Origin of the sequence: Corynebacterium sp. MSK218 (genome assembly GCF_030232655.1) — a bacterium.
Classification (GTDB): domain Bacteria; phylum Actinomycetota; class Actinomycetes; order Mycobacteriales; family Mycobacteriaceae; genus Corynebacterium.
Genome location: NZ_JASPGN010000002.1, coordinates 37850 through 61269, shown reverse-complemented (window position 1 = coordinate 61269; position 23420 = coordinate 37850). Strand labels below are relative to the sequence as shown.

At 63.1% G+C, this 23420-nt stretch carries 17 protein-coding genes and 1 tRNA gene; 7 read left to right on the top strand and 11 right to left on the bottom strand.

Annotated elements, in window-relative coordinates:
• Window positions 1-250 precede the first annotated feature (250 nt).
• Window positions 251-323 (top strand) — tRNA-Lys (locus QP922_RS01925).
• 60 nt (window positions 324-383) lie between these two features.
• On the opposite strand, the gene QP922_RS01920 is transcribed toward QP922_RS01925, so the two are convergent.
• The 5 genes from QP922_RS01920 to QP922_RS01900 all read right to left on the bottom strand — a co-directional run bounded on the left by QP922_RS01920 (window position 384) and on the right by QP922_RS01900 (window position 4525).
• Entirely contained in the window at window positions 384-884 is a 501-nt protein-coding gene (locus QP922_RS01920; protein WP_070673081.1) for a 2'-5' RNA ligase, read from the bottom strand.
• Between the two features lie 11 nt (window positions 885-895).
• On the bottom strand, window positions 896-1657 hold the full coding sequence (locus tag QP922_RS01915) for an ABC transporter ATP-binding protein (RefSeq protein WP_284807588.1): 762 nt from the start codon (window positions 1655-1657) through the stop codon (window positions 896-898).
• Window positions 1648-2808 (bottom strand): FecCD family ABC transporter permease, encoded by a 1161-nt coding sequence (locus tag QP922_RS01910; protein WP_284807586.1) that lies wholly within the window; start codon window positions 2806-2808, stop codon window positions 1648-1650. The genes QP922_RS01915 and QP922_RS01910 overlap by 10 nt, the downstream gene beginning before the upstream one ends.
• 2 nt (window positions 2809-2810) lie before the next feature.
• Window positions 2811-3956, bottom strand: a complete 1146-nt coding sequence (locus QP922_RS01905) for an ABC transporter substrate-binding protein (RefSeq protein WP_284807584.1) — start codon at window positions 3954-3956, stop codon at window positions 2811-2813.
• Window positions 3957-4246: 290 nt separating this feature from the next.
• The gene (locus tag QP922_RS01900; protein ID WP_284807582.1) at window positions 4247-4525 is read right to left on the bottom strand and encodes a DUF3618 domain-containing protein; all 279 of its coding nucleotides are present in this window, start codon (window positions 4523-4525) and stop codon (window positions 4247-4249) included.
• A gap of 124 nt (window positions 4526-4649) precedes the next feature.
• Here QP922_RS01900 and bcp point away from each other — a divergent pair, with 124 nt between their 5' ends.
• Both bcp and QP922_RS01890 read left to right on the top strand, forming a co-directional pair.
• Entirely contained in the window at window positions 4650-5120 is a 471-nt protein-coding gene (gene bcp / locus QP922_RS01895) for a thioredoxin-dependent thiol peroxidase (RefSeq protein ID WP_070673076.1), read from the top strand.
• 3 nt (window positions 5121-5123) lie between these two features.
• Window positions 5124-5762, top strand: coding sequence for a TetR/AcrR family transcriptional regulator (locus tag QP922_RS01890; RefSeq protein WP_070673075.1), 639 nt, complete (start codon window positions 5124-5126; stop codon window positions 5760-5762).
• Here the strand turns inward: QP922_RS01890 and acpS are convergent.
• The 6 genes from acpS to QP922_RS01860 form a co-directional block, all read right to left on the bottom strand.
• Window positions 5743-6174: a holo-ACP synthase AcpS gene (gene acpS / locus QP922_RS01885; RefSeq protein ID WP_284807581.1), complete on the bottom strand. Its 432-nt coding sequence runs from the start codon at window positions 6172-6174 to the stop codon at window positions 5743-5745. The two genes, QP922_RS01890 and acpS, sit on opposite strands and share 20 nt — an antisense overlap.
• Before the next feature lie 10 nt (window positions 6175-6184).
• Window positions 6185-6937: an ATP-binding cassette domain-containing protein gene (locus tag QP922_RS01880; RefSeq protein ID WP_284807580.1), complete on the bottom strand. Its 753-nt coding sequence runs from the start codon at window positions 6935-6937 to the stop codon at window positions 6185-6187.
• A 3-nt stretch (window positions 6938-6940) separates the two neighbouring features.
• Window positions 6941-8005, bottom strand: coding sequence for an ABC transporter permease (locus tag QP922_RS01875; RefSeq protein WP_284807578.1), 1065 nt, complete (start codon window positions 8003-8005; stop codon window positions 6941-6943).
• Window positions 8002-8991 carry a substrate-binding domain-containing protein gene (locus QP922_RS01870; RefSeq protein WP_448314850.1) on the bottom strand — a complete coding sequence of 330 codons (990 nt, stop codon included), beginning with the start codon at window positions 8989-8991 and terminating at the stop codon, window positions 8002-8004. The genes QP922_RS01875 and QP922_RS01870 overlap by 4 nt, the downstream gene beginning before the upstream one ends.
• 103 nt (window positions 8992-9094) lie before the next feature.
• On the bottom strand, window positions 9095-18040 hold the full coding sequence (locus QP922_RS01865; RefSeq protein ID WP_284807575.1) for a type I polyketide synthase: 8946 nt from the start codon (window positions 18038-18040) through the stop codon (window positions 9095-9097).
• Between the two features lie 5 nt (window positions 18041-18045).
• Window positions 18046-18216 (bottom strand): hypothetical protein, encoded by a 171-nt coding sequence (locus tag QP922_RS01860; protein WP_168165582.1) that lies wholly within the window; start codon window positions 18214-18216, stop codon window positions 18046-18048.
• 37 nt (window positions 18217-18253) lie between these two features.
• Here QP922_RS01860 and QP922_RS01855 point away from each other — a divergent pair, with 37 nt between their 5' ends.
• The 4 genes from QP922_RS01855 to QP922_RS01840 all read left to right on the top strand — a co-directional run bounded on the left by QP922_RS01855 (window position 18254) and on the right by QP922_RS01840 (window position 23398).
• Window positions 18254-19021 (top strand): HNH endonuclease family protein, encoded by a 768-nt coding sequence (locus QP922_RS01855; RefSeq protein ID WP_070673062.1) that lies wholly within the window; start codon window positions 18254-18256, stop codon window positions 19019-19021.
• Between the two features lie 328 nt (window positions 19022-19349).
• A complete protein-coding gene (locus tag QP922_RS01850) occupies window positions 19350-20333 on the top strand; it encodes an ABC transporter permease (protein WP_070673060.1) in 984 nt (327 codons plus the stop codon).
• A complete protein-coding gene (locus QP922_RS01845) occupies window positions 20334-21419 on the top strand; it encodes an ABC transporter permease (protein WP_070673058.1) in 1086 nt (361 codons plus the stop codon).
• Window positions 21416-23398, top strand: a complete 1983-nt coding sequence (locus tag QP922_RS01840) for an ABC transporter ATP-binding protein (RefSeq protein WP_284807572.1) — start codon at window positions 21416-21418, stop codon at window positions 23396-23398. The genes QP922_RS01845 and QP922_RS01840 overlap by 4 nt, the downstream gene beginning before the upstream one ends.
• The last annotated feature ends 22 nt before the right edge of the window (window positions 23399-23420 follow it).

Genomic DNA, 23420 nt, shown 5'->3' with positions numbered 1-23420 from the left:
AGACAATGCACCCAGCCTAGTCCGCACAACCATGTTCAAACTAGATGACCCCGCCGCCTTTAACCGTTTCGTTATCGATCCGCAGATCCCCGAGTACACCGTCGCCAGCTGAGCGTTCAATAGCGGCTATGCACTACCCTCAAAACCGCTAACAACCTGGCGATTTTACCTTTTTCTAGCCGGGGTGTTAAAGTTACATCTCGTTGCACGGCAGGCACTGAGGAAATCAGAAGCCGCTGGGACAACGAATGCGCCATTAGCTCAATTGGCAGAGCAACTGACTCTTAATCAGTGGGTTCGGGGTTCAAGTCCCTGATGGCGCACAGTACATCCCCTTCATCAACTCAGTTGGTGGAGGGGATTTCGCATGTTTGGGGTTAACCCTAAAACACCTCAAGCTGCTCCAACTTAGGCCGCCACCACGCGGCGCTCGTGGCGAGGAATTCCTTGTGCTCTGGCCCGGATATCTCATCGAGGGCCCGCAGGTACTCGGGCACCATGGCGCGAGGAAGGCGCAGCCCCATGGTCAGGTGGGGTGTCCAGCGTGGACCGCGCCCATCCGGGTTTGCGGCGCTCAGTTGGCGCGCTGCGGTCTCCAACTCATCGGTGGTTTCCAACATCCATGCCACTGTCTGTTTGCTCTTGGTGCCGAAAACAACGGTCCCTACGCGGCGAAATACTGCGGGAATAAGCGGCGGCAACACGTCGCGGGCCAGATCCACCACAGTCTGGCCCATCGTTGGCGCAAAGGTCACCGTGATGTGCGGGCGCTGGCGCTGGAGGGGGAATCCTCGCTCGGCTAGCTCAGCAAAGACCTCCCGCACAGACTCTTCGTCCTCCGGAGTGAGGTACAACAGGAGGTTCTCGGGCGAATTGCGACTCACGCCGCCTAAGTCTAACTAACCGCCTGCAGAGCCACCACGGGATGTCCGCGGTGCTCCACGATATCTGCCTCCACGCGATACACCTCGAGCAGAAGCTCAGGACTCAGCACATCCACCGGAGCGCCATGAGCATGGATCTGCCCGTCCTTCAGCACAACGAGCTGGTCACACATCCGGGCTGCCAAATTAATGTCATGAATCGCCACCAGCGCAAGACTGCCTTCCTCCTGCACTTTCGCCCTCACACGGCCCAAGACAAAGAGCTGGCGGTGGAGGTCGAGGGCGGACGTGGGTTCGTCGAGAAGCATGAGGCCCGGATGCCCCACCAGCATCTGCGCCACCGCGACGAGCTGGCGCTGGCCGCCAGAGAGCTCGTTGAGGTAGCGCTGCGCAATCGCGTCCAGCCCCAGAGAGTGCAGCACCTCGGCAGTACGGGCGACTGGGTCTTCGCATACTTCCCGACGGGCCGCGATCAGAACCGCCTCAAATGCTCGCAAGGCCGCGCTGTGCGGCAGGTCCTGCGGCACATAGCCGATGAGCTGGCGGCGCCGCTTCCCACGCGGAGCCTCTCCGTCGACGCGGAGATCCACCGTGCCGCCCCGCGCGCGGTGTACGCCGGCAAGCGCCGTAATGGTCGTGGTCTTACCGGACGCATTCGGCCCCAGCAATCCCACCACCTGCCCGCCGCGCAACGTGGGAAGACTTAATCCCTCCACGACCATGTGTGAGCCGTACCCGGCCGACAGGTCAGAAATCGTGAGTTCTACGTCCACAATGCCCTCCTCCGGGTCATGACGATGGCGATGAAGAACGGCACTCCCAACAGCGAGGTGACAATGCCGATGGGAATGGCCACGCCGGGTTTGATGACGAGGCTCAGTGCATGGGCGGCGCACATGACTGCTGACCCCGCGGCTATCGACGCCGGCACGAAGTAGCGCTGGTCCTCGCCTACCAACATGCGCGCGATGTGTGGACCGACAAGGCCGATAAACCCGATGATGCCGGCGAAAGCCACGGTGGTGGCCGCGACGAGCGAGACCACGACGAGCACAATGATGCGCAGCCGGGAGGTGTTAATGCCGAGGGCGGTGGCGCGGGCGTCGCCAAGCCGCAGCGCTGTCAAGCGCCACGACAGTGCCCCCAAGATGGGCAGCGCCACCGCAAGCACTCCGGCCAGCACGGCGTTAGCCTGCCAGCTGGCACGGGTCAGCGAGCCCATGGACCAAAAGACAATCTGTTGAAGGGCCTCGCTGGAGGAGCGGTATTGAATGAGCGCCAGCATGGCCTGGAAAAAGAAGACGAGGCCGATGCCGAGCAGCACCATCGTCTCCGACTTGGCGCCACGAAGAACGGCGGCGACAACGATAATAGCCGTGGCGATGGCCGCGGACAGCCACGCGATAAGCGCGAGGTTGAACTGCGGCTGGGCCAGCAGCTGCCAGCGCAGAACGATGGCGCTGGCCCCTCCGAAGGCCGCGGCGGCGGAAATGCCCAGCGTGAAAGGCTCGGCAAGAGGGTTATCCAGGATGGTCTGCATTTGTGCGCCGGCTACCGATAGGCTGGCCCCAATGAGCAGCGCCATGACCGCCATGGGCAGACGCAGGCGCCAGAGGACGGTACGCGTTTGCTTGTCGACGCCTCCCGGGTCCACCAGTCCCCGCAGTACCTCACCAGGAGTGAGGTCGATGGCGCCGACGATGACGCTGATTAGGAAGGCAGCGAGGGCTGCGGCGGCGAGGGCAAGAACGATGGCGATGCGTCGGCGCGTAACGCGGGAGTGTTCTTGTGCGAGCGCCGCGGCGGCCGCTACTGGGTTCGGCGCAGCGTTCGATGCAGCTTTCGGTGCAGCGTTCGGCTCGGAGTCTTCGTTCGTGATGTGCTGGGCACTGACTGGGCGTGCACTTGATGCGGTAATGCTCATGACTAGTTGGTGCTGAAGAAGGTTCCGTCACCGGGGACGGGCGAGTATTTCTCTTGGGCTTTGGCCCATTCCTGCTGCACATCGATGTCGGCGTAGTCCTCGGGGTGGAGCCAGGCAGCGATCTGGAGCAGTGCCAGGTAGTTGAAAGGCGAGTTGTAGAACTGGTGCCACAAGCCGTGGAGCTTGTGCTCCTTCACGGCGGTGAGATCGGGGAAGCCAGGTTGGACGTCGGCAAGCGTGGCGACACTGGCGTGGGCGTCCTTCTCGCTGATGCCGTAGCCGGCGGCCGCGAAGCCAGTGTGGCCCTTAGAGTTATCAACCTTGGAGGACCAGTCGCCGCCCGTAGCGATGATCATGTCCGGATCGGCGTCGATGACCTTTTCGGGGGTAAGGGCGCCGGACTCGCCGTCGATGAGGCCATCTGCCACGTTCTTACCGCCGGCGACGTTGACCAACTGGGAGATGTTGGAGTCATTCCAGGAGCCACAGCAGTCCGACACACCTGCCGCACGCCACACGAAGGTGGACGGCTTGTCTTTCACCTTCGCTGCGCGTTCTTTCACTAGGTCAACGTTCTTCTGCCAGTCCGCGATAAATTCCTCGGCGCGATCCTCATGACCAAAGATATCGGCGAAGATTTCCATGGTGGGCACGGTGTTCTCCAGCGGCTTGGCGCGGAAGTCCGTAACGGCGTAAGTGAGTCCGGCTTGGTCCAGTTTGTCAGTGAGCCCGGCAGTTTGGGATGCCTCGTACTGGTCTTTCGAAAGAACGATGAGGTCGGGGTCAAGGTTGATGAGTTCCTCCACGGTGACATCACCCTTGGTGAAACCGCCGATTTCGGGCAGCTCATTAACTTTAGGGACGCTCTTTTCCAGCTCGCGGTAGTAGTCGGGCACGTTCTGCTTGAGATCCGAGCCGATGGCTACAACCTTGTCGAGGGGGTCTTCAGCATTCAGGACGCCGGTGGCAAATACTGCGCGGCCCTCGCCCAAAATGACGCGCTCTGGCTCATGGTCCAGCTCCACGTGGCGGCCAGCCAGGTCCGTGAAACTCACGGCAGCGGTGCCGTCAGCAGATGCGGACTGCGTAGAGTCCTCGGCTGTTGTTCCGGCGGCGCAGCCTGCCACGGTACTGGCCAGTGCTGCCACTAGGGCGAAGGTTCCTACCGCTCGCGGTCGTGCTGTCAGATGCTGTGTGGGGCTGTGAACCACTGTTGTTCCTCGAACTTTCATCGTCGTGTGCGGAACCCACGTGGGGAGTGCGCACTCCAATCAGGACGAGTTCATATTACACATTCAGGTTAGGCTACCCAAAGCCGATATAGGGTAGGCTCCACTTTTCTTGGAGGCGGCAGAGCATAAAAAAGACCCTGCCGTGAAGGTGTCCACGACAGGGGTGCTCGCGCTGCGCCGTCGGCGCAGCGCACAAGGAGTGGCGTTTAGCGGCGCTCAGCCAGCAGGCGCTGCAGCTCCTTAATGTCGGACTTGCGGCGCCTGGAGCGGAAGACGGAGAAAGCGATGAGTCCTACGACGGCAGCGCCGACGCCAGCGAGCGCCATCTGCACGTTGCGGTCCTGCAGCTTCTGGGTGGCAGCTCCCTTGGCGTCGTCCACGAAGTTCTGCGGCTTGCTACGGTAAGCCAGCTCATCCAAGGTGCTAGCCAGCTGACGGCGGGTGCGCTCGATGTCGCGCTGGATATCATCAATGTTGCGTGCCACGGGAAATCTCCTGAGATTTTGACTGTGTTTTTGTTCTAACGTCGACATTCTACATTGACCCCAGCGTTGCCCGCATGTCTACTCGCGGGGAGGGTAGGGCCGCGATCACGGTAGGGTGGGGACCATGACTGAAGCACAACGACTGTCTGTAGGAGACACTGCACCAGCCTTTTCCTTGAGCGACGATGCCGGTAACACCGTAAGCCTGAGCGACTTTGCCGGCCAGCGCGTCGTGGTCTACTTCTACCCGCGCGCCAATACCCCTGGCTGCACCAAGGAGGCCTGCGATTTCCGCGATAGCCTCGAGCAGCTCAACGGAATGAATATCGCCGTCGTGGGCATTTCCCCCGACAAGCCGGAGGCCCTGGCAAAGTTCCGTGAGGACCACGAACTGAACTTCCCCCTTCTGTCTGACCCCGACAAGGAAGTTATGACTGCTTATGGCGCTTTCGGGGAGAAAAAGAACTACGGCAAGGTTGTCCAAGGCGTTATCCGTTCTACCTTCCTTGTGGAGGAAGACGGCACCATTGGCCAGGCCATGTACAACGTGAAGGCCACCGGCCACGTTGCCCGCGTGCTTAAGGGGCTCAACTAGACCGTGGAATCCAGCTCAAAGTCACCGGAGATACTGGTCCCGAGGCGTCGGCCAGCACAGGCGCGCAGCCGCGCCAAATATGACCGGATTTTGTCCTGCGCGCGTCAGACGCTCGTGGACCATGGCTTTGAGTCTTTTACCTTCGACGAGGTCTCGCGCCGCGCGGAGGTACCCATTGGCACGCTGTACCAATACTTTGCCAACAAGTATGTGCTAATTTGCGAGCTTGACCGCCAAGATACCGCGGAGATGTTGGCAGAAGTCGAGCGTTTCTCGCATCGCGTTCCAGCACTTCAGTGGCCGGACTTTCTCGAGGAATTCATCGACCGCATGGCGCGAGTGTGGCGCAATGACCCCTCACGCCGCGCGGTGTGGCATGCCGTGCAATCCACGCCGGCCACCCGTGCCACGGCCGCCGACACGGAGCTCAGCCTGCTCAAGCCCATCGCGGAGATCATCAAGCCCCTAGCCCCCGACATGGACGATGCCGCCCGGATAGAAATCGCGGCCTTCCTCGTCCACACGGTGGTGTCCTTGCTCAACTACAGCATCATGCGCTCCGAAGACAGCGTCGACGGCGTGGTGGAAGAAATTAAGCGCATGCTCATCGCTTACCTCTTCGCTATTGCGACTGGCGGCTAAGAATGACCGTGGCGGTGGCATAGTCGCCGTCATGGCTGATGGTGAGCGCTGTGGTGTACTCCCCCAAGGAGTCGTGGGCTTGGCTGGCTATCTCCCCGCGCAGTGCTAGGGCCACGCGGCCCCAGGCGTCGGGGCGGACCTCAATCTCTGCCCAGTCCACGTCCTCCTCTGCCATGACCGGAGCACTCCCATAGAGCGCCTGGGACCATGCCTTGATGAAGGCTTCCTTGGCGGCCCAGCGCCCAGCCAGGTGCTGCGCACGGGCCTCCCCATCCATCCCTCGGGACTGTGCGACGCGTAGCTCGAAGGCACTAAAGACCCGCTCGAAACTCGTGCCCGGGGTATCCAGCTGCTGGGCAAAGGAGGGAATGTGCACTAGGTCGGTGCCCACGCTCACGCCGCTTACTGTCATGCGGGCTAGCTTAGCGCGCCAGCTCCTGCTTGAGCTCCTCCAGCTCATCGCCGCCGGCCATCCACTGGGTCAACTCAGGAAGGGTAACGTCCGCCTTGGCGGCATCTAAGGACATCTCTCCAACGGTCAGGACCACGAAGTGGTCGCCCACCAGATAGGCGTGCTGTGGGTTGTGAGTAATAAACACCACGCCCATGCCGCGCTCGCGGGCAGCGTTAATGAATCGCAGCACCATGCCGGACTGCTTTACGCCGAGCGCGGCGGTGGGCTCGTCCAGGATGATGTAGCGCGCGCCGAAGTAGATGGCACGCGCGATGGCGACCACCTGGCGCTGGCCGCCGGAGAGTGCGGAGAGTTCCACGGAGACGTCGCCAAGCACAATGCCCATCTCAGCCAGCTGGTCGTGCGTAATGCGCTTCATTTCTTCCTCGCGTAAGAGCCCCAAGGGACCGGTCAGCTCCTGACCCAGGAAGAAGTTGCGCCACACCGACAGCGAGGGCACCAAGGCCAAATCTTGGTACACGGTGGCAATACCAGCATCGAGGGAATCGCGCGGACTATCGAAACGAACCTCGTTTCCATCGACAGTGATGGTGCCACCGGTGGGCTGGTTGAGGCCCGCCAGAATCTTGATCAGCGTGGATTTGCCCGCGCCGTTGTCACCTAAAACGCAGGTCACCGCACCTTCCTGCACGGTAAGGTTGATGCCGCGCAGGGCGTGGAAGTTGCCGAAAGTTTGGGAAATATCGTGCAGCTCAATCATGGTTTATCGCCTCTTGGTGAAGTTGGCTACCGACGTATTCGTCAGCACGGCAAAAAGCAGCATGGCGCCGAGGAAGAACTTGAACCAGTCCGGGTTCCAGCCGGCATATACGATGCCCTGATTGGTCATGCCGAAGATGAGCGCGCCGATGGCGGTGCCCACCGCGGTACCGCGCCCGCCGGTCATGGAACAGCCACCAATTACGGCGGCGATGATGTAAAGGAACTCGTTGCCAATGCCTTGGCCTGCCTGGATAGAGTCAAAAGCAAAGAGCGTGTGCATGCCCACAAACCACGCGGCAAAACCGACGAACATAAACAGCGCCACCTTGACGCGGCGCACGGGAACGCCTACGGCACGGGCGGCAGCATCGTCACCACCCACGGCGAAGATCCAGTTTCCCCAGCGCGTTTTGTACAGCACCCACGAGGCAATCGCCACGAAGAGGATCCACCACAAGACCGTGGCACGGATACTCAGCGAGCCCACGTGCAGGGTTCCGGCGAACACCACGCGCGCGGAGGGAAAACCTTCCATATCCGCGATGGTGGGCGTGGCCACCTGGCCGGTGACCAGCTTGGTGATAGCCAGGTTAAGGCCCTGCAGCATGAGGAAGGCCGCCAGGGTGATGAGGAAGGAATCAATCTTGGTGCGCGTGACCAACAGGCCGTTGAGTGCACCGATGGCCAGCGCGGTAAGCAGAGACAGTCCCACACCTACCCAGGAGTTGAGGTGGAAATTGTAATTGAGCATCGTGGCCACGAGCGCCGCAGAAGTCACGGCCACGCCGGAAGACAGGTCGAACTCGTTGCCGATCATGAGCAGGCCCACTGCGAGGGCCACAATTCCCAGCGTGGAGCTGGCATACAACACCGTGGAGAAGGCCTCCAGGGAACGGAAGGCAGGGGCGACAATCATGAACAGGGCAAAGATGACCACCGCGCCGAGCAGGCTAGCCAACTCTGGGCGGCGGATTAGACGGGAGAATCCGCTGCGTTGGGTCAGGCGGGTATCGCCTGTGCTTGTCGACGCCTCCTCGTCACCCCTTACCGGCACCGCTTGGCTCATCGCAGGCCCTCCTTTGCCGACTCAGAAATGATGTCGACATTGGTGGAATCCACGAAGGACGGACCCGTGTAGACCGGGCGGCCGCCGCCCAGCGTGGATCCGTTGCGGTGCGCTAGCCACAGGGCGTCGACAGCAAGGTAGCCCTGCATGTAAGGCTGTTGGTCCACGGCCCATTGCACCTTGCCGTCCGCGATGGCGCCGACAAGTTCAGCGTTGGTGTCGAAGGTGGCGACCTTCGCTTCAGAGCCAGCATCCGCCACCGCGGCGGTCGAGCGCATGGCGACCGAGGCCTGCAGTGCCATGACCCAGTCGATGGACTTGTCCTGCGCCAGCTTGGCGTTGATGGTGGACTGCGCAGCGGTGAGGTCCTTGCCGTTGACGTAGAGGATCTCCACCTTTCCGCCGGTCATTCCTTCCTTCAGGCCCGCGCAGCGCGCCTCCTGGGAGGAGTTGCCTTGCTCGTGAATGACACACAGCGCGTGTTTCGCGTCCTCGGATTTGAGGCGCTCGCCTGCCTTGGTGCCCGCGACCTTTTCTTCTTGTCCGAAGAAAGCACTCATGCCGTACTTTTGGTAATCATCCATGCCGGCGTTGAGCCCCACGGTGGGGATTCCAGCGTCGGCGGCCTTCTTGGCCACAGGGCCGATAGCGCCCGCATTCGGCATGGTCACGGCGATGCCGTCCACGCCAGAGTCGATGGCGGACTGGACCAGGTTGGCCTGGTTGGGAGCCTCCGGGTCGGAGGAATAGCGCAGTTCAATGTTGTCCTTGCGCGCGGCATCCTCCGCGCCCTTGCGTACGAGGTCCCAGTACGTGTCACCCGGCGCGCCGTGGGAGACCATGGCGACAACGAGGCGTTCGGTATCGACGCCTCCGGCTAGTTCGCCGTCGGCGCTGGGGCGGGGTGCCCCGCCGGTGGCGGAGCACCCCCCAATCGTGGCGGCGAGGGCAACAGTAATAACACCAAGTAAAGGTTTTGTGCTGATTTTCACCCTTGCATGGTGCCCCAGCCCACACCTTGGGTTCAACCCGTCTGACCTGCTTCTTTATCGTTTCAGACGGCGCACGCTGGGGGTATCCGGTGGCTTTCTACCCCCGCTCGGCGTCAGGTTGGAGTACGCCGTGACGCATGCGCGCGCCTTCACTGAGCAGCACGGCAGCCTCGCGTTCCTTGACCTCCGCGGCGTCGCCGCCGCCCAGGTTGCGATCGACCGGCCTCTGATACAGCGCCGAACCGCCCCGCATGGCTTCCTCGAGGCGGCGCAAGCCAGAGCGTTCTCGCGCCTCGGCTTTGTCACGCCATGCCTGTGCATAGTCCTCGCCGTGTTCAGCCACGAGTGCCGTCACGAAGGCCACTGGATGCACGACCGCAATGAGCGCGGAAACATGGCCGAAGCCCAAGGACGTCACCAGTCCTGCTTTGGGTGGGGTCCGGCGCAGGTCCAGCGGCTGGCGCAGCCACACGAGGTGCTCGTGCCGGCGCAGCTCAGGATCCACGCAGTCCAAGGAACGGTTCGGCGGAATGATACCTCCGCGCAGCACCTGGCAGAGTCCAATGAGTTGGAAGGCCGCAGCTCCACCTTTAGCGTGGCCAGTCAGGGTCTTTTGCGAAATAACGTAGAGCGGGTTCCCGTCGCTGCGCCCGAGGGCACGCGCGATGCGCTCATGTAGGTCGGACTCGTTGGGGTCATTAGCGCTCGTGGAGGTGTCATGTTTGGATACCACCGCAATCTCGTCTGGCACCACACCCAGTTCCTGCAAAGACTGCGCGAGGCGCGAGTCTGTTCCCCCGCGCGCGGCAGACAGCGCGCCAAGGCCCGGTGCGGGGATGGAGGTGTGCGCGCCGTCGGCGAAGGACTCGGCAAAGCCCACCACGCCGAGGACCGGCAGGCCCAGCTCCGCGGCTAAACTTCCGCGCGCAAGCAGCAGCGTGCCGCCACCTTCAGACTCGACAAAGCCGCCGCGGCGGCGGTCGTTGGCCCGGGAGAAGAAGCGGTGCTCGATCCCCTTGGCCTCCATTTCTGAGCTATCAGCGGTGGCTGCCATGTCGCCGAAGCCTGTAATCCCCTCGACGGAGAGCGCATCAATCCCGCCGGCGACAACGAAATCCGCCTTATGCAGGCGCAGCTTGTCCACCGCCTCCTCGACGGACACCGCCGCCGTCGCGCACGCCGCTACTGGATGCACCATCTGTCCGTAGCCGCCGACGTAAGACTGCATCACGTGCGCGGCAATGACGTTGGGCAGGGCTTCCTGCAAGATGTCGTGTTGGCGGGGATGGGCCAGGAGCTTATCGACGTACAACGAGCGCAATGCCTCCTGTCCCGCCATACCGGTTCCCTGGGTGGAGCTCACCCGCGCCGGGTGGACGTGGGCAAGCAGCTCGGCAGGGCTAAAGCCAGCGGCGAGGAACGCCTCGATGGTGCATACAAGGTTCCATAGCGCTAGGCGGTCCACGCTATCTAGCATGTCCGCGGGGATGCCGTAGACAGCGGGATCGAAGCCTTCCGGAATCTGGCCGCCGACGAATCGCGTCATGGCTACGCGCCGCGGCACGCGTACAGCGGATCCGGCAGGGCGGGTCACCTGCCATTCGGCCTCACCGCCAGGGCTCGTGAGCACTCGTCGCATCGTGGCACCTTCGCAGCTATCCACGAAGGACTGTGCGGTGGCTTCATCTTCCACGGCGAAGGTGAGCGGTTTCTCCAGGTAGATGGTGGTGAGTTCAGGCGCGAGGTTATCCACCATGGGCAGGTGCGGGCCAAAGTCATCGTGGAAGCGGCGCACTCCTATTCCGGCAAGGACCTCATCGTGGAAGCGGTCGTAGATATCTTCCTCTGCGATTTCTTCGCCCTCCGGTGTGGTCCACGTCGCCGAAGTGTCATCCCACGTCACGAGGCCACGGCTCCACGCCAACTCCAGCACGCCCGCCGCCGAAAGATCTCCGCCGACCTCCGCCTCGAAGCGCGTGCGCGAAGTGCCCAGCGGGCCCAACTCCCCTGCTCCCACGATGACGACCATGTCCTCCAGGGACTGGCTAACCCCCTCGAAGCGGGGTGTTGTCCACTCCAGTGGCGCAAGCACATTCGGCAGAGCCTTGACGGTGCGCGGCGCTGGGCTGGAGGACTTGGTGGGGGTCGGGGGGACGTCGCCAAGCGCGGCGTCGCGAGCAAGCGCAGCGAAGTCCAGGTCGGCCCCAGCCAAACCACCTGTGAAGTCCATAGCCACCGGCGCTTCAGCAGCCTGGATGAGTATGTCCTCGTTCGCGGCGTTATCCACAAGGCGTATCGCCATCTCCTTCGCCGAGAAAGTGCTCACGCCGTGGGACTCAACCTGCTCGACGAGTGGATCGTTGCCCGCCATGAGCCCTGTACCGCGCACCCAACCAATAAGTGCGTGGACCAGCGAGGTCCGCGCGCCCCAGGTGTTTTGCTCGGAGTGCCAGCGCTGTACCAGGGCGTCGAACGCTGCCTTAGCCTCGCCATAAGCACCGTCGCCACCGAAGCGCCCGCGATTGGGCGAACCCGGCAGCACCACGTGGAGGCGATGCCCCAGATGGGTATCCGCGCCGAGCGCAGACAGGCCCGCGATGAGCTTTTCTACCGACCACAGCAGCAGGCGCATCTGGGCTTCTGCTTCAGGACCAGCCTCCGCCACGGTGCCGCTTACGCGCGGGGCGGCGAAGGGGAAGAGCAGGTCCGGCACGAAGGCCGGCTTGCTCAGCTCGGTCTTTCCGCCCACGGTGGCCGTCTGTTCTGAGCCTATCCACTCCACCAGCGCGTCGATGTCGGCGAAGGAGTTGAGGTTGGCCGGTACTACCCACAGCGCTGCTGTGCCAACGGCACGGGTGCGGTACAGCTCCTTGAAAAACTCCAGGCGGCCCGGGGTAAGCTGCGAGGTCGTCGCGATAACGGTGGCTCCTTCGACGAGCAGCTCGGAGATAATTTCCGCGCCAATCGAGCCCGGCGAGCCACCTGTTACCACGGCCACCTGCCCGGAGTGAAGCAGGAATTCGCCGGGTACCTCAGCATCCACCGCTTGGTGGTGATAGCCCAGGTACTCGGCCATACGCGCGACCTCCGCGCCAGCCCCCAGGACATCAAGGGGCGGATCTTCTACGCCCGCCGCCGCAGCGCGGACGAGGTCTTCGCGGGCATAAGCCCAAAAGTCATCAAACAGCACGGCCTTCTTCGCGTCGAAGGCCGGCGCTACGCGCTGCGCCCAGTCCGGGCCCAACTCCGCGGACACAAGTTCAGCGAGGTGCTTGTCATGCACCGTCTCCTCACCGTGCTCAGTGTCGTGACCGTGTTCGGTCTCTTCACGGCCGAGAGCTTCCAGCAGCGTGTGGGCGGTACCCTCGAGCGCGGATTCGAGCCGCTCCGTGTATGCAGCCAGCGCTGCTGGATCCACGGTGGTGGCAGCGCTCGCGTGCGAAACCCTGGCTACCGTGACGCCGGCGCGGGTTGTGGTGGCTATGAGGGAGGCGTCGATAAGCTCATCCAGCTCCTGTGCGGTGCTGGCAGCGGTGACGGGTAATGTGGCCAGCTCCCCGCCGCGCAGGGACGCGCCCTCCCGGCTGCCCAGCACGAGCTCCGCCAGTGTGTGGTCGACCCAGCCCGGTCCCAGACCCCACTCACTGTTCACACGTTCGGCAATGTATCCCGGCTTCTTTCCCGCCGGTCCGGTCACACGGCGCACGGCCTGCGCTACCTGCTCGGTAAGCACTGGGCCGAAAGCGTGATAGCCCGGCGCGCGCTGTGTCACGGTCTGTGCCAGCTCGCTCACCGGCATGTCCGCCGCACCGTCGATGGCGGCGATGCCGAACTCTACGCCCAGGTCCAGCAGCAGCTGGTTGCGGCGGGAGGATACGCCCTCCACCAAACCTTCAATCGTGTCGGTAGCCGCAATCTGATCGGGACGCACCTTCGTCCACAGGGCGATGAGCATCTCAACCGCCTGCTGTGTGCTCAACGGCTGGTCAGGAACCTCTTCGGTCACGGCAGCCGGAGTAGCAGTATCGGCACTCGCCGGCTCATCGGTCGCGAGCTGCGACGTGGACTGTGACGGCTGAGAGTGCTCGTCAGCCGGCACGGTCTCACGCGCCGGGACTGAGTCCGTAACAGTGTCCTCGGCGAACACCCGGGCATGGTCGCGCTCGGTGTTGAGGACCTCGACCTGAACGCCGTCGTACTCCGGCAAGCTAAGAGTCTGCCCCATCATGTTGGCCACAGTGGGGGCATGGCCCACCCCAACCTCGACGAAGCGCTCTATGCCTAAGCCCGGAAGCCCAGCGGCAGTTTGCGCACCGCGCGGGGTCAGCAGCAGGTCCTGCGTTTCGATCCAGCGCACCGGGGAGGCAAACTGCCAGGCCAACAACTCCACCAGCAGCGTGCGGCCAAGCCTCTGCGGGTGCGCCGCGGCTGCTGCGAAGTCCTCCAGGATGGCCGTAATACGTGGCGAATCAACAACCTCTGCGATGGCCTCCACAAAGTCACGGTCCACGGCGAAAGGCCGGGCAACGAGGTTGGGCACGTATCGCCCCACCAGCACCTCCAGGTCGATGTCCTGCGGGATGAGCTCATCCAGGTGGGCGCGGAAGTCATCCACCCCGTCCACCAAACGTGAGGAGTGGAAAGGCACATCAATGCCCGGGATGGGGACAAAAGCGCGCTGACCGGGCGCCCAGTGCTCGGCGTTCTCCTCGATGGCAATAAGGCCATCCACCGTGCCGGCAATGGCGTACTGGCGCCCGGCCACGTTGTAGTTGACCACCTCGAGGAATTCCCCGGTGACCTCAATGGTTTCGGCGATGTAGTCCGTGACCTCATCAGCGCGCATCCCCATTTTGTGGGGTCTTAGCGCGCCCAGCCCGTAGCGCGAATAGCCCTCGGCGTCACGCTCCACGAGCCGGTCCATGGTGAGGCCGCGCACGTAGACGATTTCCAGGACGGCCTCGAGGGAAAGCACCTCGGCATAGGCAGCCAGCGCGTTGTACTCGCCTACGGAGTGCCCGCCAAAGGCCGCCGTGTTATCCAGAACCCCGGCTTCCTTCAGCGCAGCAATCTGCGCGCAGCCCAGCGTGGCCATGGCTACCTGTGTGAACTGGGTAAGGTACAGCACACCATCGGGATGGGAATACGTCGTTCCGTGCACGGCCACGGTATCCGGGTTATTCCGCACGATCTCCAGAATGGAAAAGCCCAGATTCTGCCTCGTGTGCGCATCGGCGCGCTCCCACACCGCACGTGCGGCGGGAGAAGTCCCATACTCCTGCATCCCCATCCCCGGAGCCTGGATTCCCTGGCCGGGGAAGGCATAAAACGTGCGTGGTGTGCTCATCGTGGCGCGTGCCTCCAGCACCACCACGCCGTCACTGGACGCAGTCACGGAGCGGACCTCGCCGTGGCCGCTGCGCTTATCGACGCCCACCCGGTCCACCACCAGCTCCACCTCACTGCCTGGACGTACCGGTGCGAGCATGGTCGCAGACCATTGCAGGACTCGGGTGCCATCGAAAGCGGCGGCAGTTTGCGCCAGCGCCGAGGTCCACATGCCATGTGCAATGGGGCCATTGTCTAGACCAGCCAGTGCGGCAGCAATAGCAGACGTGTGAATGGGGTTATGGTCCCCTGTCACCACAGCGAAAGGTCGCATGGAGTCAGGCGCCGTAACGGTGAGGCGGTGGCGGAAAGACCGCGGGGTCTCCCGAACGAACTCGAAAGCGCCCTCAGCGGCGTCGTCTGTGCCCGGCGCAACGCGAGTTCCGATGCGGCCCGGGATGAGGAAACGTTCGCGCAGCCGGGCAAAGTTGCCCTCGTGCTCAATGTTCACCGCCACCTCAACCACGCGGCCTGAGAGCGTATCCCACACACCGCGCAGGCGGGCGGTGGCCTGTACCTGTAGGGGATCCGCGCCCGGTGCAGCCGCGGCGGCGAGAAGTCCCGCAGCCCCGTCGGCCAGTCCCAGCGAATGCTCAAGGTGGACAAGGTTAAGCAGGCCCTCAACCACGGGTTCTCCCACCGCAGCATGCTCGCCGGCCGCACCCTGATCGCCATCCGTGCGGGCCTTTGCAATGACGGCGAAAATGGCCGGCCAAGCAGTACCTACCAAGACGTCGGGCACAACTGGGCCATCGGCGCTGCCGCCACTGGTCACGCAGACATAGTTCGCGATGTCCGCCGCATCGAGCGTGGCCGTGACCGTGGCGCTGCCGTGGTCTACCTCCGGCAGTGTTCGCCCAGCAGCCACGCGGGCTAGCTCCCGCATGGCAGAGGCCGCATCCTCGGCGCTGACGACGGGCGAAGCGCCCGGCACACTCGGCGCGGTGATGCGCACGCGCAGCGCGGCATCAGCGTCCACACCGCCGTGGGCGACACTGTGAGCACCGCCACCAGCACTGTGGCCTAGAGGAACGGTAAACCAGAAATCCGCGGAGTCTGTGCTCACCGGTTCAAGAGTCGCGCCGGGCAGGTTGAGACGCAGTGGGTTTGCCTGCTCGCGGCCCGCCCAGTTGAGGCAAGGAGCTTGGCGGATGAGTTCCTCGGCGCTGGGCACGGGAGCATCCTGGTCTGGAGTGGGAGCTGCTGAAAGCAGGTCGATGGTGGCCTGCTCGAAGCGCTTCAGCAACTGTGCTACCGGTTCGTCTGCATGTTCAATACCCTCGACGGCCGCAGGACCAGGGATGATGCAAACGCTATCGGCATCGAAGTGCTCGTCATGGGCCTGCCACAAGGAATCCTGGCGGAAGCGGCGGCGCACGGCAGCATCGATAATCGGCACAAACCCCGGTGGCTTACCGGGGCCGTCGACAAGGGAAACGAACCACGCAGCATCCGTCGGGTGGGGGGCAGCGTCGCCGTAAAGCTCAACAAGCTCGTCAATAGCGGCCGCGGGGTCGACGGAATCGACCGTGACCTGCAGGGCTATCTCACCGTGGTCGGCCTCATGCAGTCGGGCTTCAGTACGCGCCACCATCTGCTCGAAGCGAGTACACCACGATTCATCCGCCCAGCCGTCGTGGAAGGACAACTCCACATAGCGCTGCAGCCATTCGGCGTAGCTCATGGCGTCGAGGTCCCCAAAATAGGGTTTACACGTCTTCGCCAGGGCTGCACTGATCTCTTCGCGGTGATAAGACACCGCCTCCTCATCACCCGCGACCGCATCGAGCAGACGCCCGGCTTGGGCGAAGGAATTATCCAGCTCATGGATGCTAGCGCCGAGGTCGGAACGGCCCGAAATGACATCGTGTTCAGTGGCAGCAACGAGTGCCTGCTTCACCGACTCCGACGCCGTGGACTCCGCAGTGGCCATGGCAGCAGTGCCGATCATGATGGCGTCGACAGGCGCTGCAGGCAGGCCACGACGCCGCGACCACTCGCCGGTGAGGTACTCCGCGCCCTGTGTCGGGGTGGCGATGCCGCCGCCGACGGCCAGCAAGACGTTGGGGTGCCGGCGGATGTCGTCATAGGTGGCAGCCAGCAGCTCGTCGAGGTCCTCGGAGGAGTGGTGGCCGCCAGCTTGTCCGCCTTCGACCTGCATAATGAGCGTGGCGGGAACGGTACGGGCGATGGCCAGCACCTGCTTGATCTGTTCTACCGTGCCGGGTTTGAAGGCTACCCACGGGAAGTTCTCCGCGTGGAGGCGCCGTACCAGGTCACATGCTTCCTCGTGCGGCGGGATGCCCGCAGAAATGACCACGCCGTTAAGCGGCGCCCCTGCGGCCCGTGCCTGCGGAATAGCACGCTGGCCCTCAATCTGGCGCCGCCACTGCGAAGCAGATAAGTACAGAGCGTTGAACTGGGCGTTAACACCCGGCGCGAGGAGGCGTGCGAGCCTCTCCAGGTTTCTCGCCAGAATGTCATCGGTGTGCTGGCCACCGCCAGCAAGCTCCGCCCAGTGCCCAGCATTGGCGGCCGCGGCGACGATAGCCGGATCCACCGTGGTAGGTGTCATGCCAGGCAACATGACCGGGGAGTAACCTGTCGTTTCAGTAAAACGTGTGGAGAGGCGTCCGCCGACGAGGCGCGGCGCGAAATCAGACCAGGCTGCCGGCACAGCAGGGGCACGGCCGGGCTCGAAGAGCTGCGCCTGGCCTTCAGCGGTGCCCACGGCTAAGGTTCCCACGCCGCGTCCGGCCACCGCTTCGCGGGTTAGCGGCTCAACGCCGCGGGTGGGGCCCACCTCTAGAATCCAGCGCGCGCCGGCGGCAACCGCCTCGGCGACGCGAGCAGGCCAATCAACGGTATCCGTGAGCACCGCGCAGGCAAGCTCGCCGGCAAGCATGGCATCGAGCTCGAGGGCGGCGGCCCAGCGCTCCACCTGCTCCACAGCTATGGCTAGGGCCGGATGATGGAAGGCGGCATCAACATCAAGGTCCGTGAAGGTTACCTGTTCATCTGCCATGCTGCGGCGCACGCGGGCAAGCTCCTCCGGGGTGCCTACGATGACGCTGCGTTCACGGCCGTTGATAAGACCGATATGGGCACCTAGCTCGTGGAGTTGTTCCCGCGTAGCTCCGTCAACCGCCACCATGGGCGCTCCCTGCGCGGTACGCACAAGCCCGTGAATACGGGCAGTCGTCGTCAACGCGGCACCAATGAGCCGGGCTATGGCGAGCGCTTCGGCTGGGGTTGCGCGACCAGACGCCACAGCGGCGGCAAGCACGCCTTGGGAATGACCGATGCTCAGCACAGCCTCAGTTGTATCTAGGCCCTGTGCCCGCACAGACTCCAGGACTGCGAGCTGAGCGCACACGATGCCCGGGGTGGACGCAGCAGGGGAGGATAGCGCGAACCCAGGCTCGGCCTCCGCCCACGCTAGTGGTGCAAAGCCGTGCGGGGAGGAGGGAAGGAGGGCGGCGCCAAGCGGAGCGAGTATCTCTTCCGCGTCGGCGAGATACGTTGCAATCTGCGGCCGCACCCCCGCAGCGAGTGCCTCCCGGAGGGTAGGCAACCAGGCAAAACCCTGGCCGGAAAAGGACAGCGCATAAGGTGCCTCGCTTACTCCTGGCGCAGCGATGTTTGGGATATCCACGCGCGCTATTCCCCCAACACACGCGCTACACGTTGCGCCGCTTCCTCAAGGGAGGGCTGCGTATGGGGCTTGGGCAGGCCGCAAAAGACCTGGCAGGCGTGGTCCGGAACGACCTCGGCCGAGCGGGACAGGCCACGTTCAGCGAGGTACTCGTCAAAGAACATATCGATACTCATACCGACATCAGATTCTACCCACTAGGATCAATGCGTCATGGCCTCTCGCACCCCCTTCTTTCTCGCAGCTCTTCTCAACGTCCTCGTTGCTGCATTGGTGGTGTGTGGCCTCCTGCTCTCCTCCCCGACCGAGCAGTCAGACACTGCGCAGGGCAACGCGCCCTCATCAACGCGCGAGGAGCCCACGAGCACTCCTAAGGAGGACAGTCCCGAGGTTGACGCAGACAGACGCGAGGTGTCTAAAGCCTTGGCCGCGCTGGACTCCCTGGAGGTCAAAGGCCGCGCGCCGATGACGGATTACGATCGCGCGCAGTTTGGGCAGGCGTGGTCCGACGATGTCACCGTCGAGTTTGGCCATAATGGCTGCGATACTCGCAACGACATCCTCCGCCGTGACCTGGATAATCTCATAGTCAAGGAAGGCACCTTTGACTGTGTAGCGATGTCCGGCACGTTGGATGACCCATACTCCGGGCAGGTCATCGACTTTCAGCGTGGGGCGGGGACATCCGAGGCCGTGCAGATTGACCACGTTGTCGCGCTGGCCGACGCCTGGCAGAAAGGCGCCCAGCAATGGTCGCCCGAGCAGCGCCGCAATTTTGCTAATGATCCTCGCAATCTCCTCGCCGTCGACGGACCGCTTAACCAACAGAAGGGCGCCGGCGATGCCGCCACATGGCTGCCGCCCCACAAGCCTTTCCGCTGTGAGTATGCACAGCGCATCGTTGAGGTGAAGGCGGCATATGGCGTGTGGGTGACCGAGGCAGAGAAAGAAGCGCTCAGCCACCTCCTGCAGGAGTGTTGAGGGCTACCCCCTTCCTCCCCCGCATATTATTCACCCGCCCCCTATGCATTAACACAGGTTAACGGCCCTGCGAACAACATGCGCAGCATGCCGGTTTGCCCACTTCGCAGAAATACCTATAGGCCTATCAGTATGCAATTAATACAGAGCCCAGGCCGGGCAACTACCCCCTCATGAAAGAAAAATAATCATTATTCTTTAGCTGGCTCACATTTCTTTTATTATGTGATACAGCACCTAGTCTGAGGTCTAGGTCACAAGATCGGCGTTAATGCGTCGTGCTTCTCACAAGAGTTGTTTGCCAAAATTCACCTGCGAAGGAACCGTGATGTTCAAGTACATCATCAAGAAGACCGCCAGTTGGCTGGTAGTCATCTTCCTCGCGACTAATATCGCGTACCTCCTGGCCGCTACATTCCTCGATCCCAGATCGAACTACATGAGCCGCAACCCACCGCTAGAGCCCGAGGAGATCAGTCGCATCCTCACCCCGCTCGGGCTTAACCCGGAAACCCCGCTGGTGGAACGCTGGTGGGGCTGGCTGTCTAACATCCTCTTCCACTGGGACTGGGGTACCTCCCCTCTTGGTGACCCGGTCAGCGCGCAAATCGCGCACCGCGCCCTCGTCTCCGCACAACTGCTCCTTGTCGCCACTATCTTGTCTGTGGTGATCGGCGTAGGCCTCGGCGTGTATACCGCTTCCCGCCAGTACAAAGCCTCCGACCGCTTCTGGCAGGGCGTCTCCATCATCACCATGAACACCCACGTCGTCGTGGCCTCCATCTTGGTCGTGGCTGGTGGCCTGTGGATCAACCGCGTCACCGGCCACCGCGTGGTCTACGTGACAGGAGCCTCAAGCCTCGGCGTCGAAGGCTTCTTCCCCACACTCCTAGACATGGCGCAACACCTCATCTTGCCGTCCATCTCGCTCATCATCATCAGCTACGCCGGCTACCACATGATGCAGCGAACCCTCCTGCTGGATAATTTGAACGCCGACTATGTGCGCACCGCCCGCGCTAAAGGATTGACCCGTTCCAAAGCCATCCGCAAGCACGCCCTGCGCACCTCCATCATTCCGGTGGCTACCTCCGTGGCTTTCTCCGTCCCCGGCATCTTTACCGGCGCCATCATGACGGAAACCATCTTTGCCTGGAAGGGCATGGGCCAGTACTTCATCGAAACCATTAGCCGCAACGACATCAACGGCACCACTGCCGTTGCTGCCTTCGGTGCCGTCATGATTGCCTTCTCCGCAATCCTGGCAGACCTCGTCGTTGTAGCCCTCGACCCGCGAGTAAGGGTGAGCTAAATGTCTCCAGAGAAGAAATCCACCACCCCACGCTCCGCGGCGCGCCAGCCGCAGCGCCACCGCCGCAACGACCTCGCTATCGACACCGCAGCGGACAACCTCGGCGTGCGCCCGCATGCCGCCACGGCTGACTTTTCACCACAAACCGAGCCCAGTGCGCAGTCCGCACTCGGCTCCGGCGTCGACGTCGATGACGCACAGCGCAAGCAATTTTCCAGCAGCGATTTCCGCGGCACCTCAAAGCTCAAGCTCTACGTGCGCCGCTTCTTCCGCAACAAAGCTGCTGCCATCGGCCTCGTCATCTTCGTGCTGCTGGCCCTGCTATCGATGTTCGGTAGCTACCTCACCCCGTGGTCCTTCGACGAGCCGGACTTCTTTAACCTGGCCACCGGGCCATCCTCCGAGCACTGGTTCGGCACCACCGATTCCGGCAACGATCTCTTCGCGCAGACCGTCCACGGCCTGGGCCGCTCGCTCATCATCGCGCTCATCGTGTCGCTAGCCTCCACGGTGTTGTCCGCTTTCATCGGCGCGGCCGCAGCCATGTACGGCGGTGCGGTGGAAAAGGTCATCCTGGCCGTCATCCACTTCCTGCTGGCCATCCCGACCTTCCTGCTCATCGCCCTGGTGGTCTCCGATTCCGGCGGTGACTGGAAACTACTCATCGTCGTTCTCATTGCCTTCGGCTGGATGTACCCAGCACGCGTCATCTGGGCCATGGCGCTGAGTGTCCGCGAGAACGACTACGTCCGCGCCGCGGACTACATGGGTGTCTCGCGCCTGCGCACCATCTTCCGTCACGTGGTTCCCAACATCGGCTCGCTGCTCATCATCCAAGCGGCCCTGGGCGTGGTGTCCACCATCATGTCGGAGACCGCACTGTCCTTCCTGGGCTTGGGCGTGAAGCTTCCCGACGTCTCCCTGGGCACCCTCCTCGCCGGCGGCGCCAACGCTGTCGAGGCCTCGCCCTGGCTCTTCTACTTCCCTGCAGGCATCCTCACGCTGCTGACCGTGTCCATGGCATTTATCGCCGACGGCCTGCGCGACGCTATTGACCCCAACTCGAACTCCGGAGGCCGAGCATGACCCCGCAGAATACTGCACACACCGCCAACGCCGTCCCGGCTAGCCGCGGCAGCGATTTCGCTTCGTCCACCGAGCCAGTACTGTCCGTGCGTAACCTGTCCGTCACCTTCCCCTCGGAGGCCGGTTCCGTCCACGCGGTGCGTGGCGTCGACTTCGATCTCACGCCTGGGCGCACCCTCGCCATCGTGGGCGAGTCCGGTTCCGGTAAGTCCGTCACCTCAATGGCGGTTATGGGCCTGCTGCCCGACTACGCCAAGGTGGAAGGTTCTGTGGTCTATGCCGGCACCGAGCTCATCGGCAAGACCGACAAGGACATGTCGAAGATCCGCGGCAAGGACATCGCCATGATCTTCCAGGATCCGCTCTCCTCCCTGACTCCGGTGTTCTCCATCGGCGACCAGCTCATCGAGGCAATCCAAACCCACCGCGATGTCTCCAAGAAAGAAGCGGAAAAGGAAGCTATTCGCCTGCTCGAGCTCGTCGGCATCCCGGAGGCTGACAAGCGCGTGAAGTCCTTCCCGCACGAGTTCTCCGGTGGTATGCGCCAGCGCGTGGTCATCGCCATCGCCATGGCAAATAACCCGCGCGTCATCATCGCCGACGAGCCCACCACCGCCCTCGACGTCACCATCCAGGCCCAAATCCTGGAGGTCCTCAAGGTCGCGCAGCGCGAAACTGGCGCCGCGGTCATCATGATTACCCACGACATGGGTGTCGTGGCCGGCACCGCTGACGACGTCCTCGTCATGTACGCCGGGCGCCCGGTGGAGCTGGGCAATGTCGACACCATTTTCAACCACCCCAAAATGCCCTACACCGTTGGCCTTTTGGGTTCCACTCCGCGCGTGGACAAGGCCACCGATGAGCCACTCACTCCCATCGCCGGTACCCCACCACGCCTCATCGAGGTTGCTGCCGAGTGCCCCTTCGCCGACCGCTGCCCGGTCGTGAAGGATGAGTGCCGCACCGTGGAGCCAGAGCTGCGCGCGCTTGACGACGCCCCCAACCACTTCGCCTCCTGCCTACGCTCCGATGAAATTGAGGACGGCACGATTGGCGGCGAGCGCATGTACCCACTGCCGAAGATTTCCGCCGATACCTTGGGCGATACTCCCTACGACCAGCGCCCTGTGACCCTGGAGGTCAAAAACCTGGTCAAGGACTTCCCGCTCATCAAGGGAGCGATTCTCAAGCGCCGCGTCGGCACCGTCCATGCGGTCAAGAACGTCAGCTTCGACGTGCACCAGGGAGAGTGCTTCGCCATCGTGGGCGAATCCGGCTCTGGCAAGACCACCACACTGCTGGAAATCATGGACCTCAACCCGCCGGAGGGCTCCACCATCGTGGTCAACGGCACCAACACGTCCGGCTTGAGTGCGTCGGCACGCCGCAAGCTGCGCAAGGACATCCAGATCGTCTTCCAGGACCCAATGAGCTCGCTCAACCCGCGCATGACCATCCGCGAGATCATCGCTGAGCCGCTGGAGTCGCTGGGGTACGAGGGGGACGTCGGCCAGCGCGTGGCTGAGCTGATGAAACTCGTCGGCCTTGAGTCCCACCAGGTGGACCGCTTCCCCGGACACTTCTCCGGCGGCCAGCGCCAGCGCATCGGTCTGGCCCGTGCGCTCGCCACCAACCCCTCCATCGTCGTACTCGACGAGCCCGTCTCCGCCCTCGACGTGTCTATCCAGGCCGGCATCATCAACCTGCTGCACGACCTGAAGAACCGCCTGGGTATTTCCCTGGTCTTCGTGGCCCACGACCTCTCCGTGGTGCGCCACCTCTCCGACAAGGTCGCCGTGATGTACAAGGGCGACTTCGTGGAATACGGCCCCACGGACGAGGTCTTCGACAACCCGCAACACGCCTATACCCGCGCGCTGCTCTCCGCCATCCCAGTGCCGGACCCAGCCGTGGAACGTGACCGGGTACGCGAGATTTACCAGCCCGCCGAATCCCCGGCTCAACAAGACTTATAACTAAATACTCCCCGTCTCCATG